Annotated in this window: 12 protein-coding genes; 6 read left to right on the top strand and 6 right to left on the bottom strand. The window is 44.2% G+C overall.

The window, feature by feature from the left end:
- Positions 1 to 10 precede the first annotated feature (10 nt).
- Positions 11 to 901 (bottom strand): LysR family transcriptional regulator, encoded by an 891-nt coding sequence (locus PNC201_RS08095; protein ID WP_010604665.1) that lies wholly within the window; start codon positions 899 to 901, stop codon positions 11 to 13.
- 107 nt (positions 902 to 1,008) lie between these two features.
- On the opposite strand from PNC201_RS08095, the gene PNC201_RS08090 reads away from it, so the two are divergent.
- Entirely contained in the window at positions 1,009 to 2,211 is a 1,203-nt protein-coding gene (locus PNC201_RS08090) for an MFS transporter (protein WP_102056733.1), read from the top strand.
- Positions 2,212 to 2,469: 258 nt separating this feature from the next.
- Positions 2,470 to 3,939 (top strand): exodeoxyribonuclease I, encoded by a 1,470-nt coding sequence (sbcB, locus tag PNC201_RS08085; protein WP_102056732.1) that lies wholly within the window; start codon positions 2,470 to 2,472, stop codon positions 3,937 to 3,939.
- Between the two features lie 573 nt (positions 3,940 to 4,512).
- Here the strand turns inward: sbcB and PNC201_RS08080 are convergent.
- Positions 4,513 to 6,414, bottom strand: coding sequence for a propionyl-CoA synthetase (locus PNC201_RS08080; protein ID WP_102056731.1), 1,902 nt, complete (start codon positions 6,412 to 6,414; stop codon positions 4,513 to 4,515).
- Between the two features lie 391 nt (positions 6,415 to 6,805).
- Between PNC201_RS08080 and PNC201_RS08075 the strand changes: the two genes are divergently transcribed.
- Positions 6,806 to 7,687: a hypothetical protein gene (locus PNC201_RS08075; RefSeq protein ID WP_102056730.1), complete on the top strand. Its 882-nt coding sequence runs from the start codon at positions 6,806 to 6,808 to the stop codon at positions 7,685 to 7,687.
- A 203-nt stretch (positions 7,688 to 7,890) separates the two neighbouring features.
- Here the strand turns inward: PNC201_RS08075 and PNC201_RS08070 are convergent, their stop codons facing one another.
- The 4 genes from PNC201_RS08070 to PNC201_RS08055 all read right to left on the bottom strand — a co-directional run bounded on the left by PNC201_RS08070 (position 7,891) and on the right by PNC201_RS08055 (position 12,197).
- Positions 7,891 to 8,556, bottom strand: a complete 666-nt coding sequence (locus PNC201_RS08070) for a GntR family transcriptional regulator (protein WP_010604660.1) — start codon at positions 8,554 to 8,556, stop codon at positions 7,891 to 7,893.
- Positions 8,557 to 8,695: 139 nt separating this feature from the next.
- Positions 8,696 to 10,192: an aldehyde dehydrogenase (NADP(+)) gene (locus tag PNC201_RS08065; RefSeq protein WP_102057862.1), complete on the bottom strand. Its 1,497-nt coding sequence runs from the start codon at positions 10,190 to 10,192 to the stop codon at positions 8,696 to 8,698.
- 84 nt (positions 10,193 to 10,276) lie between these two features.
- Positions 10,277 to 11,278: a 4-hydroxyproline epimerase gene (locus PNC201_RS08060; protein WP_102056729.1), complete on the bottom strand. Its 1,002-nt coding sequence runs from the start codon at positions 11,276 to 11,278 to the stop codon at positions 10,277 to 10,279.
- A gap of 4 nt (positions 11,279 to 11,282) precedes the next feature.
- A complete protein-coding gene (locus PNC201_RS08055; RefSeq protein WP_069019092.1) occupies positions 11,283 to 12,197 on the bottom strand; it encodes a dihydrodipicolinate synthase family protein in 915 nt (304 codons plus the stop codon).
- Positions 12,198 to 12,425: 228 nt separating this feature from the next.
- Here PNC201_RS08055 and PNC201_RS08050 point away from each other — a divergent pair, with 228 nt between their 5' ends.
- The 3 genes from PNC201_RS08050 (at position 12,426) to PNC201_RS08040 (ending at position 15,316) form a co-directional block, all read left to right on the top strand.
- Entirely contained in the window at positions 12,426 to 13,661 is a 1,236-nt protein-coding gene (locus PNC201_RS08050) for an NAD(P)/FAD-dependent oxidoreductase (RefSeq protein ID WP_102056728.1), read from the top strand.
- Between the two features lie 16 nt (positions 13,662 to 13,677).
- Complete coding sequence (locus PNC201_RS08045) at positions 13,678 to 14,889, top strand: M24 family metallopeptidase (protein ID WP_102056727.1); 1,212 nt, start codon at positions 13,678 to 13,680, stop codon at positions 14,887 to 14,889.
- A gap of 115 nt (positions 14,890 to 15,004) precedes the next feature.
- The gene (locus PNC201_RS08040) at positions 15,005 to 15,316 is read left to right on the top strand and encodes an antibiotic biosynthesis monooxygenase family protein (protein ID WP_010604654.1); all 312 of its coding nucleotides are present in this window, start codon (positions 15,005 to 15,007) and stop codon (positions 15,314 to 15,316) included.
- The last annotated feature ends 1 nt before the right edge of the window (position 15,317 follow it).

Genomic DNA, 15,317 nt, shown 5'->3' with positions numbered 1-15,317 from the left:
CAAAAGATAGTCATTGTAGCGCGCGTTCTAAATGTGCCAAAAACGCTGATATTTTTTTGGCCAGATGTTTACGGCCAGCATAGAACGCATAAAGTACAAGGTCTTCCGGTTGCTGCTCTAATTTAAGTGGTACCAGCGCGCCTGACTCAATTTCTGCTTTACAGGAGTTCAGTGGCAAGATAGCAAATCCAACCCCTGAAAGCGCGGCAGACTTAGCTATAAACCCACTGTTTACCCTAAAGTTTGATTTAACATTCACCGTCGTTAATCTTCTTTCATTGTTAGTAAATATCCAAGGTGTACCGTTTACTGCGGTAAGGGTTGAAATACAAGGTAGAGATTGTAAATCTGCTAATCTATACGGCGAAGTATGCTTTTCTAGCAAGCTGGGTGCTGCCACTACGACGCTTGGTAATCGAGCCAGCTCTTTAACCACCCAATTGCTATCCTCAAGCTTGCCACGATGAAAGTAAAGCACGACATCAAAGCCATCTAAGAGATTTTCTCTTGGACTCAGGCTGGTATCACAACTTATTGAAATTAATGGATGTGCAGCGCAAAAGGTTACCACTGCTTGACCAAGAATGGGGATGTCGGGCATCACTATACGCAAATGCCCCATTGGCGTAGAGGCATGTTTATTTACTTCTTGTAACGCATCCGACAGCGAATCGATTAACGGCTTTGTACTCACATAAAGCTGCTCACCCGCTTCTGTCACTGAGATCCGCCTTGTCGTTCGTTCCAACAATCTTGCATCAAGCTTTTCTTCAAGTAGTGCAATATGACGACTTACGTTGGAGGTTGGTATATCCAGAAACTCTGCCGCTTGTTTGAAGCTTAAGCATTCATAAACACAGTGGAAACTGTTAAGCCACTGAGGGTCAATCTGATCAATCATTTTATTAGCCCAACATATGGGTTTATCAATTCAATAATAGACACTTTATTACCTAATTAAGGCTAATACAATCAAGGCTTCTTTGTTTATATCAATTAAGGATGTCTATGTTTTCAGCTTCAATGACCACCTTAGCAAGCCCAAAAGCAAAATTTGGGTTATGTTTTGTCATCCACTTTTTAGTCGCGTTCGATGCATTAATCATTGTACCCTTTAGCGCGGATATGGCGCTAAGCTCAGGTACCAACCCATCAAATTCGGGACTACTCGTTTCAGCTTATGCAATTGCCGCTGCTTTCACTTGTTTATGTGTGCGCGGTACAGGCAACCTTTCAAAGGAGAAATACAAAGTCTTTATTTTTCTGTCAGCAACCACATTGTTAACCTTGCTTACTTCAGCACTCGAGAGTTTTTATACCCTGCTTTTCGTACGTGCATTGACTGGTATTGGTGGCGGCGCACTGGTAGTACTCAATCTCAACTTGGTGATTCAGCTAAGCCATGAAAACGACAAGAAAAAAGACACCGCGATACTGTTGAGTGCTTTTCCACTCGCCTTGGCAATTGGGATCCCTGCGCTATTATTTATCACAGCAAATCAAGGCTGGCAGTTGGGGTTCATGATACTGGGAAGTGGCTTAGCCATTACAGTGCTATTATTTACATTTATATTTCTCTCAAACATAAAGCAAGCTTCGCAAAGCAGCGATAGCAACCCAATGCCAAGCAACACATTTAACCCGACCAAAACCCTTAAATACGCGCTATTCATCGCATTTTTTGTGGTGCTAAGTACATTTGCAATTTCAACTCAATTTCCGGTGATGCTAATTACCAACTTAAACATCTCAAGCTCGATGCTAAGCGCGAGCTATTTGTTTAGTGGTGTGTGTTCGTTTGTTGCGGTTCAGCTATACGCTCGAAGTAAGCTAAACAATCACACAACCTCATACTTAATTTACTTTCTTAGTGGCTTGATGATATTGGCAGCCTTGTTTGGTTTTACGATAAGTTCAGTTATTTTTGCAGCCGGACTTTTTACCCTGTTTGTGATTGCTAGCGCTACCCGCTCTATGATCTTAGTGACAGAACTTATAACCTCACTTCACGCAGAAGAGCGCAGTACCTTTATCAGTCTGCAAAATGCGATACAGCACTTTGCGATAGCCTCTGGCGGCACTATTGCAAGTTTGCTAGTCACGCCCCGCGAAAACCACACACTTAATTTTAATGTCTTGATTGTAGTTTCAGCTCTATTAATAGTTATAACAGTTGCTATGTGGAGAAACTTTCAAAGAAAGCGCTTTTAATCGCGATTTAGTGATTGAACAATAGGTAATTGGGCAGTTTGATTGTCAATAAGTGACGTAGCTTCCTCAATTACCGCTCTGATTTGTTTTAATAAGACAATCCGCCATGGTTATGCCTTACTCTAAGCGCACCTCTATGCGATAATGCTTGCCTATCGTTAATCATATTTGTCGTGATGATATACACAGTTGTCATACCATCACGACAAATATAATTAACCAAAACAAACAAAAACAGTAGAATAACTTTTTGACTTTATGACAAATACAAACCAATCAGATACACCGAATAATGCCCAGAACATCCCAACTATTTTCTGGCACGACTACGAGAGTTGGGGTGCGACGCCGCAAAAAGACAGGCCAAGCCAATTTGCTGGGATCAGAACGGATCTGGACCTCAATATTATTGGTGAGCCACTGATTGAGTATTGTCAACCAGCACCTGACTATCTCCCGCATCCTCAAGCCTGTTTGGTCACTGGGATCACACCACAGTTAGCACTAAAAAAAGGCCTGACCGAGGCTGAGTTTATGGCAAGGATCCACACTGAATTTGCAAAGCCACAAACCTGCGTTGCTGGATATAACAGTATTCGGTTTGACGATGAGCTAACCCGTTATAGCCTTTATCGTAACTTTTATGACCCCTATGAGCGTGAATGGCAAAATGGCAATAGCCGTTGGGACATCATAGATCTGGTAAGAGCCTGTTATGCGCTTCGCCCAGAAGGAATAGAATGGCCAACCAGAGAAGATGGCAATCCGAGTTTTAAACTGGAACACTTAACCGTCGCCAATGGCATTGAGCACGGCGCCGCGCACGATGCATTGAGTGATGTTACCGCAACGATCGCGCTGGCTAAACTGATTAAAACCAAACAGCCAAAACTGTATGAGTTCTACTTTAATCACAGACATAAAAAAGCGGTATCGAGCCTAATCGACGTTTTCAATATGCAGCCTTTGGTGCACGTTTCTTCTATGTTTCCGGCACAACAAGGTTGCACCACTTGGATTGCGCCGATGAGTTTTCACCCGGTCAATAGCAATGCCGTGATCTGCTTTGACTTAACACAGTCGCCAGAGGTATTGAATGACCTTGACGTTGAGGCGCTCAAACAACGGCTTTATACAAAACGCAGCGAATTGGGTGATGATGAGTTACCAGTTGGATTAAAACTAGTACATATCAATAAATGCCCGTTGGTTGCGCCCGCTAAAACCCTCTTGCCCGAAAACGCAGCGAGGCTTGGAATTGACCGCGAGCAATGCCTTGAAAACTTAAAGTACCTTAAAGCACGTCCAGAGCTAAGGGATAAGGTTGCAGAAGTCTTTAGCGATGAAAAGGGATTCGATAAACCAAGCAATCCGGATTATCAACTCTACAACGGTTTCACCAGTAAGGCCGATAAAGCCAAATTTGCAATCATTCGCAATGCATCGCCTGAAGAGTTGGCAACCATTGAACTGGATTTTGAAGACAGTAAATTTAACACGTTGCTGTTTCGCTATCGAGCAAGAAACTGGCCGCAGTCGCTCTCACCTGTAGAGCTTGATAAATGGCGTAAATACTGCCAAAACAAGTTGATGCATAATGAAGATAACCCTTCAATTTCAGCCGAAGATTTTATGCTAGAGCTTGAAAATTTAGTCGCAGAGAATGAAGGTAATGAGCACAATATGCAGATCTTAAAAGCGCTTTATCATTACGCTCAAAGTTTGTAGTTAATGCCGTAATAGCCCGCACCGCTTGGCGCTAATATGAAATGCTGACTTCGTCGATAAACAGCAGTGCGGCTTACTAATATAATTTGCATTGGCAAAATATTCGTTCTGCTTGTGTTGAAATAACCCCTCTAAGAAATGAAGAGTTTATATTGCATTAATACCAATTCGCTTAATTAAGCTACCTATTTTGAGGCGAAAAAATCTTGTCGATAATCAGGAAAAAATCCTATTTAACCTGAGGTTTGGATAAGGAATGAACTGACTCACTGTTTTTTAATCACCTTAAACTATCTTCTTACCTAGCCAGAGAGTTTTGGGGATAACTCCGATCTCGCGTTCTGCTACCGCACTGGTACCTACATCCTTGTAGGCAAGGCAAATTTACGGCCCAATAGCTGGGCTATTGGAAGTGTATTCAACGCAGTTAGCGCTAAAACAGGCTGCTAGAAAGGCATTAATTATCCGAAGCTCAGGTTATTTAGTGTTCTAAATAAGAAAGCTTTAACACCGTTAGCGTCAGGTTTGCTTCTTCAAATTGAGCAAGTATTAAGGCCAATTGGTATAATTCTCTTATCTCTTATGGTGTTGGCATGTATTCCACATTAGCTGTAACTCTTCAATAATGGCGGGGTCGTCAATGGTAGATGGCACGATGATGTCTTCACCGTCCACCAGCTGGCGTAGGTTCTTTCTGAGTATTTTACCTGAACGGGTTTTGGGTAAGCGCTCAACCACTTTAATGGTTTTAAGACAGGCAATCGCACCGATTTTTTCGCGGATCAGGCTTCTTATTTCCTCTGCAATGGCCGTTTCTGTGGTGTTTACGCCATCTTTCAGTACCACCATGGCAATAGGCACTTGGCCTTTTAGCTCGTCTTTACCGGCAAACACGGCGCATTCTGCAATTGCATTGTGGCCTGCGACGATCTCTTCCATTTCACCGGTTGACAGTCTATGCCCGGCTACGTTTATTACGTCATCGGTGCGGCCCATAATAAACAGGTAGCCGTCTTCATCAAAATACCCGCCATCGCCAGAGAGGTAATAGCCGGGGTATTGTGATAAGTAACTGCCTTTAAAGCGCGCCGTGTTATTCCAAATAGTGGTTAAACAACCGGGAGGGAGTGGTAATTTCACCGCAACAACACCTTGTTGATTGGCCTCGCAAGGACTGCCGTCCACATCAAGGATCTCGACTTGATAGCCCGGTGTGGGAACAGTGGCACTGCCCGCCTTTGTTGGCATCAATTCAATTCCAACTGGGTTAGATGCAATTGCCCAACCCGTTTCGGTTTGCCACCAGTGGTCAATTACCGGCAGCTTTGTGGTGGACTGTAGCCAATCGTAGGTAGCAGGGTCAAGTCGTTCACCAGCTAAAAATAGCGCTTTTAGACTGCTTGTGTTGTAGTTAGCCAAGAGCGCAGCGCTCGGATCTTCTTTTTTAATGGCACGAAATGCCGTAGGTGCACTAAAAAGTGCAGCCACTTGGTATTCTTCTACCACTCGCCAAAACGCCCCTGCATCTGGGGTTTTAATCGGTTTACCTTCGTATAATACGCTAGTGCAACCATAAATCAGTGGGCCATAAACAATATAAGAATGGCCCACAACCCAACCAATGTCAGATGCTGCCCAAAATACTTCGCCGGGCGCCATGCCGTAAACGGTTTTCATACTGTAGTTTAATGCCACAGCATGACCGCCCTGCTCTCGTACTACTCCTTTGGGTGTACCTGTGGTGCCAGAGGTATACAAAATATAAAGCGGATGCGTGCTTGGTAGCGGCACGGCATCAAAGGATTCTGGCGTGTTTGCCACCACCGCCCAGTCTAAGTCTCTTGGCGATGACATCTGCGCTTGGTATGCTTCACGCTGTAACACAACGCAATGTTCAACTTGATGCTTTGCCAGCGACAAAGCCTCATCCAGCATAGGCTTGTATTCAATAGTGCGGCCTATTTCAATTCCGCAAGAAGCACTGATCACTAGCTTTGGTTTAGCATCATCTATTCTCACCGCAAGCTCATGAGGTGCAAAACCGCCAAACACCACGGAATGAATAGCACCCACGCGCGCGCAAGCAAGCATAGCAACGACCGCCTCAGGCACCATGGGCATATAAATTACGACTCTATCCCCTACGCTTACACCAAGCTGATTTAAGCCTGCCGCAAAATGGCTCACTTGAGAGAGCAACTCGCGATAGCTAATTTTGCGTTTGGTATTCGTCACCGGCGAGTCATAAATTAGTGCTGTTTGCTCCCCTCTCCCTTGGTGTACATGATGGTCGAGTGCCACATAACTGGTATTCATCAAACCATCGCTAAACCAATGACTCAACCCCTCTTGGTCTTGGCTATGTCCGATTTTTGGTGGCGTGTGCCAATCAAGCCGTGTCGCTTCTTTAAGCCAAAACGCCTCTGGGTCTTGGGTAAATGTGTGGTACGCCTGTTGATAGGTTGTTGTTGTCATAATAAGTTACTCAGTTTCGCTGGAACTTAGTAAAGATAGATAAAAAATCGCCAAGTTTTGATGAGACTTTAGTCTTGCGAGGATGATATAGATCAAGGTTGGGGGCGTTAGATACGATTATGTTTGGATAAGGCATGCTGTAACTTAGTAGGTGTATGGTTGCATATGCAGCTTACTTTTGTAGTTAAAAAACTCCCCTTTGGATCGCCTATCAGCTAAGTGTTATTTTACCTTGCTGTTTAAAGCAAAAAGCTGTTGTGTCAGTTGCATATCATCTAACAAAATGGAAAATATATTTATATTTTTTAAATAGTTATGATTTAATATCGTGAGCTAAATTTTTCTATTATTACAATCAAAAATATCATAGATAGATACAAGGAAATACACAATGAAATTCTTACCTCTGTTCTCAGCGATTGGGTTATCAGTGACTTGCCTTATAGCAACTGCAGATGAGTACAAAATAACACTAGATCATCATTTAGATGGCACAATAAAACAGGGAGAATACAAAGATATAGATTTACGCCAACGAGGTGAAATTATCTATGGAACTGCGGGTATTGACAGCGTTATAAGCGGAACTGTGGAGCAGTTGAATGACTTACATTCAGGTTCAGGTAGTGAACGTAGATTTTTCTTCAAAATGGATGATACTGGTGAGTTAAAATGGTTCAGTGGTAGTATAAAAAACAATAATTGGAGCGGAGTCTGGTTTGGTGAGAATGGAGAGCGTGGAGACTTTAACCTCATAGCTACACAAACTAATACCGAACTTCCTACATATTCAGATGTTATACAATTTGTTGCTGATCCAATTTTCTCAGGTGGTACATATGATACGTACAATCCAATTAACGAAGATTTTTTGAGAAATAGATACGGCACAGATCCTTTGGCCTTCGAGCAGGTAGAGTATAAAAAAGGTATATATGTGCAATCAGACTCTGGTGGACTTCCAATACCGATGTCCTTTGAACTGACCTTTAATAAAGAGTTTCAATTGCAGAACTTCAGACTTGGATCTTTCAACAACGGACAAGGTACACGATTGACGACTTTTAATTTTGATATCTGGTCAGAAGAGCAATGGGTTACTGTCGCAAGTTTCAACTTTTCACCAATAACACAGAGTAGGTATTGGCAAAAACAGATTTTCGCTCTTCCCGACCAAGTAAAAACTAGCAAAGTGAGAATATCTGCAACAGGAACGTCTGACCACTTCAATGGTGGTCGCGTACTAATGTGGGGACTCTCTTTCGATAAATGAATCAATAATAGAATTATTTGAATGTAAAAGTGCAAATTTATTTCAAAGAATAAGCCAAAAGTAATTCTTGGCTTATTCTTTGAATTTTTCCTGATTCAGCTCAAATATTATTTAAAAGAGTTCAATAGAATCATGTTAACTAGCTGGTATATCCTATAACTAAAAGAACTAATTGCTCTTAAAACAACATTGCTCAGCGACACCTACTGCTCGCTTTCAAGCTTAAGCAGCAATGCTTTGATATCATCTTTTGCGCCAGTAATATGTTTTTTCAAAAAGTCACATGCCCCTTTGGTATTTTTATCGCGGCACAATTCCAATAGCTGGCGGTGTTCATCTGGTGCGGTTTTAATGCCACCTGCAAGTAGGATATGCATGCGCACATAACGCTCGGAATTTTTACTGTACACATCCACCAGCTCACGAGTCTGTGGGCGCTGTGCTTTGCTGTAGAGTTTGCTGTGAAATTCGGCGTTAAGCTTGCCAGTTGCCAGTTGTGTATCGCCAGCAGCCATTGCTTCTTCAAGCTCGGCTAAGATGGCTTCAGCTTCTAGCAAGTCGCGCGCCGTTAACTTATCGATTGAATGGCATAAAAGCTCGGCTTCCAACAATGCGCGTAGGTCAAAAATTTCGTCGATTTGCTCAGCGCTTAAACGTGTGACCGTCGCGCCTTTGTGCGCTTCGAAGTTAACTAAGCCTTCGGCTTCTAGTTGCAGCAGTGCTTCTCTAACGGGAATACGACTTACATTTAACTCATCTGCCAGCGCGGCTTGCCTCAGCGGCTCGCCCGCTTTGATTTCGCCTGTGAGGATTTTTTCACGAATTGCTTCAGCAACTAATTGAGTTCGAGTTTTATGTACAATCGCCATAGTATTTAGTAATTATTGTTTTATGAACTCATTATAAACGCATCTGAGTTCAAATTGCATGTTTGTCGAGTATATAAGTTTGATGTGCGAATTATGTCTGAATAAAAAAGCCCATAGCAATGCTATGGGCTTGGTTTGCTTAACTTTGTATACAAATTGGTCTTACGAATCGTTTTAGCGCTTCTAACCCTACCGACGTTGAACGTACATCAGTTGATGACGGGAACGGCCCGCCATGGTTCATGGTGGCACACACTTCAACGCCCGTTGGCATTTGCCCATAAATCAATCGACCTACGCGGTATTGTAACGCCTCTATGATGTCTTCGGCTTGATGTAAGTCAGAATCAGTGCCATGAATACTGGCGGTGAGCTGCCCATCTAAGTCTGCGATTAAGTCCTCAAGCTGCGCTAAGTCGTCATAGCTCACCACTAAAGCACTTGGCCCAAAGACTTCTTCTTTAAGCCTCTCGTCAGATACAAAACTTTTGCTATCCGTTGAAAACAAGTGCGCGTTGGCGTGAAACGGCTGTGCTTGCTCACCAGCGCTCAACAACGTTACTTGAGGGTGTGCTTTTAGCGCCGCAGTGCTGTTTTGATAAGCTTTTAAAATGCCAGGGGTTAATAAGGTATCGGAAGGTGCTGCGCTAATATTTTGCTTAGCTGTCTCGATAAATGTTTGTGAATGATTGCTTGGCACCAACCAAATACCGGGGCTAGTACAAAATTGACCATTGCCCATAAGTAAAGACTGGACAAATTGTGCACCAAGCTCTGCGCCTTGCGACTGTATTTTTTCAGGTAAGACAATTTGCGGGTTTACGCTGCCAAGCTCACCGTAAAGCGGGATAGGTTCATCGCGCTTCGCTATAGTGCCCTGCAATGCTTTTGCGACGCCAAAGGAGCCCGTAAATCCAACCGCTTTGATAGGCTCAGCTTTAACCAGCCGATGCGCGACATCGTACGCTTTCGCTTGCAGCATTGAAAACACCCCGCTTGGCATATCACATTTGCTTATTGCTGCAGCAATGGCCTTGGTCATTAGCTCACACGTTGCCGGATGTGCTGGGTGACCTTTATACACCACGGGGCAACCAGCGGCTAACGCAGCTGCAGTATCGCCTCCAAGCGTTGAGAAAGCGTAAGGGAAGTTTGATGCACCAAACACCGCAACAACGCCAATAGGAATATGCTTAAGCTGTGTTTTTGGCTTAGGCAGCGGCGTGCGATTTGGGTCCGCTTGCTCTTCCTTAGCAAGGCAAAGCTCAGCTAGGTTATCTCTCAGCGCTGCAGCAAATGCGTTTAATTGGTTTACCGTGCGGCCACGCTCGCCCTCGAGTCTTGCCCTTGGCAGGTTAGTTTCTGCCATTGTTGTGGTTATTAGCTCATCACCTAAGGCAAGAATTTCTTGGGCTATGGTTTCTAAAAACTCTGCTCGAGCAGTCATCGACGTTTTACGATAAGCCTTAAAAGCCTGCTCTGCCGCATTAACAGCTTCCTCTACTTGTGCTTCACTAGCGTTAAAAAATGCTTGCGTCAGCGGCTCATTGGTTGCTGGGCAAAACGCGTAAAACGTTGTTGCCGTTTGTGCGGCTTGCCACGCACCGTTAATGTAGCTCTTTCCTGATAAATTCATTGTTAGCTCCTGTTTTCTTTCAATCTTAATGGCTAGGGCCTGTTGATCTTTCAAGCTTGTTTTTGCAGCAAAGGTCAACAGGCCCTAGAGCACCTGAAAACCAAATGCATACGGATCTTCGTCATCTACAGTGATACAATTACTCCCCGTTTGACGTGCCCAACCTTGAATACTTGGCAAAATTGCAACTTTTCCCGCGACTTCAGTTGTGCCTTCGACCTTACCGATAAATTGGCTGCCTATGATGCTCTCGTGAACAAAAGTGCGGCCATCTTTTAGCAGTCCTTTTGCAAACAGCTGTGCCATGCGTGCACTTGTGCCGGTGCCACAAGGCGATCTATCAATCGCTTTATCGCCATAAAATACCGCGTTTGCAGCATGACTATCTGGATGTTGTGGCTTGCCTGTCCATAACACATGGGAGGCGCCACATACAGAAGAATCTTCGGGATGAATTGGATTTATTTGCGCGTTAACTGCCGCACGCACTTTGGGGCTCCATGCCAATAATTTAGCAGCGCAGCTTTGATCCACACCAGCAAATAGACTTTGAGGCTCAACAATAATGTAAAAGTTACCGCCGTAGGCAATATCAACGATGAGCTCCCCTAGCCCATCAACATGGACAGGCACCGCTTGGTACGCCAAAAATGCCGGCACATTGTAGAGCTTTACCCAAGTCACTTTATCTGCCTTCATCTCATAATAGGCATTCACGCGCCCCGCAGGGGTGTCAAGCTTGAGTACACCATGTTCCTTTGGAGTTATAAGGCCGCTTTCAAGGCCAAAAGTGACTGTCCCGATAGTGCCGTGCCCACACATCGGCAAGCACCCAGAAGTTTCGATAAATAGGATTGCCACATCCCCATCAGCAGTGGTCGGTGGATATAAAAAGGCACCCGACATCATGTCATGGCCCCTGGGCTCAAACATCAGTGCGCGCCTTATCCAATCGTAGTCGCGTAAAAAATGTTGGCGCTTTTCACTCATGCTCTCGCCCAAAAGCGGTGGATGACCACTCGTGACCAAGCGCACGGGATTGCCACAGGTGTGGCCATCTATACAATAGTAGGTGCCTAAAATCATACGCTTAGTCCAAGTTATATTGGCTTAAGTCAATTCGATTTGCCATCGCTTCATCGTACAAACGACTCACGTAAGCCTTTTGCTCTTGGGTGAGTGGCAATCTTGGAGAACGAGTCACTTCACTACCGCGTCCAGCCAAATGTTCTGCATATTTGATGCACTGCACTAGTGTCGGAATAGTATCTAAGCGTAGCAAAGGTAAAAACCAACGCCACAGCGCGCGTGCTTCCTCATAGCGACCTTGTTCAGCAAGTTTATAAATAGCCACTGACTCGCGTGGGAATACATTGGTCAATCCCGAGATCCAACCCGTCGCGCCAAGCATCAGGCTTTCCAGTGCGATATCATCAACACCACCAAATACCACGTAGCGGTCGCCAAATGCGCTAAACAGCTCGCTAATACGGCGGGTATCTTCCGTTGCTTCTTTTACTGAAACAATGTTGGACTCCTCAGCTAAGGTTTTCATGCCTTCAATAGACACATCGACACCGTAGGTCACCGGATTGTTGTAAATCATAATAGGTAATGCCGTGCTTCGCGCTACCTGTTGGTAATGATGAATCGCTTCACGCTCGGTTGAGCGGTAGACCATCCCCGGCAACACCATCAGTCCATCTATTCCAAGCGCTTCTGCATCTTTGGCAAACTCGACAGCCAGTGCAGTTGTGGTCTCAGCCACACCACTAAGTAGTGGCACTCTATCACCTACCACTTCTGTCGCCGCTTTTAAAACTTGGCGTTTCTCGTCAGCCGTGAGTGAGCAGTTTTCACCGACGGTGCCTAATACTATGATGCCATGAACCCCTTCGTTAATCAGGTTATCTATCATCTCTTTGGTGGTATCAAAGTTGATGCTTTCGTCATCATGGAATTGAGTGGTTACTGCTGGATATACACCCTGCCAATTTACGTTCATGGTTCTCGCCTTTCATTAGGTTGTTTAGTTATTGTGCTTGCCATAATAGGTATATTGTATACAATAATCAATATTCAAAAGAGAGATTTTTTAACCATTAGCTTAAATGACTGACTTAAACGTCTGTAATCTTATGATTTGTAAGTGGTAAATTTTTTCTTTTTGGTATTTAAACGAGACCTGATTGATGTCTATGTGGAAATACAATTTAGGATGGAGAGGTAAATTGTGGAAAGTAATAATAAAATTGCAGTGATCGGTGCAGGGATCATTGGGATAACCACCGCGCTGCAATTAGCTAGACGAGGCCACGCTGTTACCTTGCTCGATAAAAATCAGCCCGCAGAGGGATGCTCCAAGGGTAATGCTGGGCATTTTGCCACGGAACAGGTATTTCCAATGGCAGACGCAGCTTTACTAACAAAGGTGCCTGGCATGTTAGTCAATCCGGTGGGGCCTTTGCGAATTGAGACCACCTCTTTGCTCAAAAATATGCCTTGGTTTGTACGATTCTTAAAGCAAATGAAAAGTAGCTGTTTCCACGAAGGTACAATCGCACTTAGAAGTTTAAATGAACGCGCACTACCCGCATATCAGCGTTTACTTGGTGATAAGTATCATACACTTATATCTAGCAACGGCAGTTTACTGGTATTTGAAGGTGACGAAAGCTCTGCCCGTAAAAGCTATAACAAATACACCGAACAAGACATCTCAGTGAGCTTAATTACAGGTGATCAAGCCCGAGAAATGGAGTCGAGCCTATCAAGTACCATTACCTCAGCACTGTATTTTGATAAAGTCGCGCATAGCACAGATCCCTACGTCCTTTGTTTGACTTTATATGAGCAGTTTATGCAGCTAGGGGGAGCATTCAAACAAGCCTCAATCGACAATATTATCCACACAGAGCATGGCTATACACTTCACTCCAAAAGCCACAAGATGACCTTTAACAAAGTAGTTGTAGCAACAGGAGCGGCAAGTAAAACACTCTGTGCGTCTTTAGGTTACTCACTGCCCATGATTGCCGAGCGTGGTTATCACAACATGTTGGCAGTGAAGAATACGCTTACACGACCTGTTGCATCAAGTGAGCGAGGGTTTATCATGACGCCCATGTCACAAGGTTTACGACTGGCCGGCACGGTAGAATTTGCCACACTGGATAGTAAACCCAACTACAGCCGTGCTCGTGCATTATTACATCACGCAAGCATTCTATTAAGGCAAACTCTGCCACAACACAGTGAGGCGCTTTGGGTTGGCTGCCGCCCCTCACTCCCAGATTATTTACCTGTCATCGGACAAGCGCCAAATCATCACAACCTATATTTTGCACTGGGTCATCAGCACTTAGGACTGACCCAAGCCGCAATTTCAAGTGAATGTATCGCAGATCTTATTGACAACAAGCCCAACGACATCGATCTTACTCCCTTTAGTATTGCTCGATTTAATTAGCTAAGGATCACAATAAATGAAAGGTATTGCATACCAGAGCGCGCAGCAAGCGCTAGATAACTTAGAAGATATGACCAAAGGTGTAGCGCCAATTGCCGAAAGCGAGTATTTAGCAAGAATAGAAAAAGCTCAACAATATATGCAGCAAAACAACATTGATGCACTCTATTTAAATGCTGGTACAAATTTAAAATACTTTACTGGTTTGCAATGGTACGCCAGTGAGCGTTTGGTCGGTGCTATTTTACCCGCCAATGGACAAGTTCAGTTTATCGTCCCGTTTTTTGAAATTGGCTCTATTAAGGATTATTGGCTGATTGAAGGCCCTATTCATGCTTGGCAAGAAGAAGAATCTCCTTACGAGCTCGTTGCAAACGTACTTAACACACTCAATATTGATAGCACAGGCACACTCGCCATTGACGAAAGCACTGCGTTTTTTGTTGCTGATGGGATCAGACTCGCGGCACCTGAGCTTTCGCTTATCAATGCAAAGGCAGTAACCGCGCATTGTAGAATGCATAAATCGGCCAATGAAATTGCCCTTATTCAACGAGCAATGGACATGACACTTGCCGTACATAAAGCAACGGCATCTATGCTGTATGAAGGGATCACCACAACCGAAGTTGAAGCCTTTATTAATGAAGCGCACAAAAAAGTGGGGGCACCGGGCAATTATTTTTGTATTGTGCTATTTGGTGTGGCGTCGTCATTCCCACATGGTGTAAAAAATCCACAAACGCTGAAAAAAGGCGATGTGGTTCTCGTCGACACTGGTTGTAAGTTACACGGCTATCTCAGCGATATCACCCGTACTTATGTTTTTGGCGACCCCAGTGAAAAGCAAAAGTCCGTTTGGCAAATTGAGAAGCAAGCGCAAATTGCAGCATTTAATGTAGCCAAAATTGGTGCGCCCTGTGGCGCTGTTGATAAAGCCGCGAGAGAGTATATTGCCAGCAATGGGCTCGGTCCTGATTATCAACTACCAGGTTGCCCACATCGCACTGGGCACGGTATCGGCTTAGATATCCACGAATGGCCTTATTTAGTCAAAGACAACCCAGAACCGCTCGCAGCTGGAATGTGTTTTTCAAATGAACCGATGCTGGTTATTCCTGATGAATTTGGCATTCGCTTGGAAGACCATTTCTATATGACCGACGATGGTCCACGTTGGTTTACTGAGCCTGCGCACAGCATAGACAATCCTTTTGGGGTTAAGTGATATTAGAAATAAATGATGAGTTGCTCTGATGAGGAACTCATCATTTATCGTGATTGATTAGAGCACAGGTTAATTGGTATAAACATAGCATCTACAATTTACTGCGCTACAACTTATGATTGCAACTACTCCACCACCACCCTATTACGCCGTAATTTTTACCAATATAAAAAATGAAGACGACGAGGGCTACGCCCAAACCGCGTCGAGAATGGTCGAGCTTGCACAGCTTCAACCCGGTTTTTTAGGATTAGAATCTGCGCGTGAGGAGGTTGGGATCACCGTTTCTTATTGGCGAGACCTTGAGTCAATCAAAGCATGGAAAGCCAATGCTGAGCATATTGAGGCGCAAAAAAACGGCAATAAAAAATGGTATCAAAGCTATACAACTCGTATCGCCAAGGTAGAGCGTGAATATAGTCTTTGAG

Origin of the sequence: Pseudoalteromonas sp. NC201 (assembly GCF_002850255.1) — a bacterium.
GTDB lineage: Bacteria > Pseudomonadota > Gammaproteobacteria > Enterobacterales > Alteromonadaceae > Pseudoalteromonas.
The sequence above is the reverse complement of the archived record's forward strand: the minus strand, read 5'-3'. Positions and strand labels throughout refer to the sequence as shown.

Excerpts from the sequence above, each read along its gene's own strand:
- PNC201_RS08075 (WP_102056730.1), top strand. The coding sequence starts at position 6,806 with ATGAAATTCTTACCTCTGTTCTCAGCGATTGGGTTATCAGTGACTTGC.
- sbcB (WP_102056732.1), top strand. The coding sequence starts at position 2,470 with ATGACAAATACAAACCAATCAGATACACCGAATAATGCCCAGAACATC.
- PNC201_RS08040 (WP_010604654.1), top strand. The coding sequence starts at position 15,005 with ATGATTGCAACTACTCCACCACCACCCTATTACGCCGTAATTTTTACC.
- PNC201_RS08070 (WP_010604660.1), bottom strand. The coding sequence starts at position 8,556 with ATGGCGATTGTACATAAAACTCGAACTCAATTAGTTGCTGAAGCAATT.
- PNC201_RS08065 (WP_102057862.1), bottom strand. The coding sequence starts at position 10,192 with ATGAATTTATCAGGAAAGAGCTACATTAACGGTGCGTGGCAAGCCGCA.
- PNC201_RS08095 (WP_010604665.1), bottom strand. The coding sequence starts at position 901 with ATGATTGATCAGATTGACCCTCAGTGGCTTAACAGTTTCCACTGTGTT.
- PNC201_RS08055 (WP_069019092.1), bottom strand. The coding sequence starts at position 12,197 with ATGAACGTAAATTGGCAGGGTGTATATCCAGCAGTAACCACTCAATTC.
- PNC201_RS08045 (WP_102056727.1), top strand. The coding sequence starts at position 13,678 with ATGAAAGGTATTGCATACCAGAGCGCGCAGCAAGCGCTAGATAACTTA.
- PNC201_RS08090 (WP_102056733.1), top strand. The coding sequence starts at position 1,009 with ATGTTTTCAGCTTCAATGACCACCTTAGCAAGCCCAAAAGCAAAATTT.
- PNC201_RS08080 (WP_102056731.1), bottom strand. The coding sequence starts at position 6,414 with ATGACAACAACAACCTATCAACAGGCGTACCACACATTTACCCAAGAC.
- PNC201_RS08060 (WP_102056729.1), bottom strand. The coding sequence starts at position 11,278 with ATGATTTTAGGCACCTACTATTGTATAGATGGCCACACCTGTGGCAAT.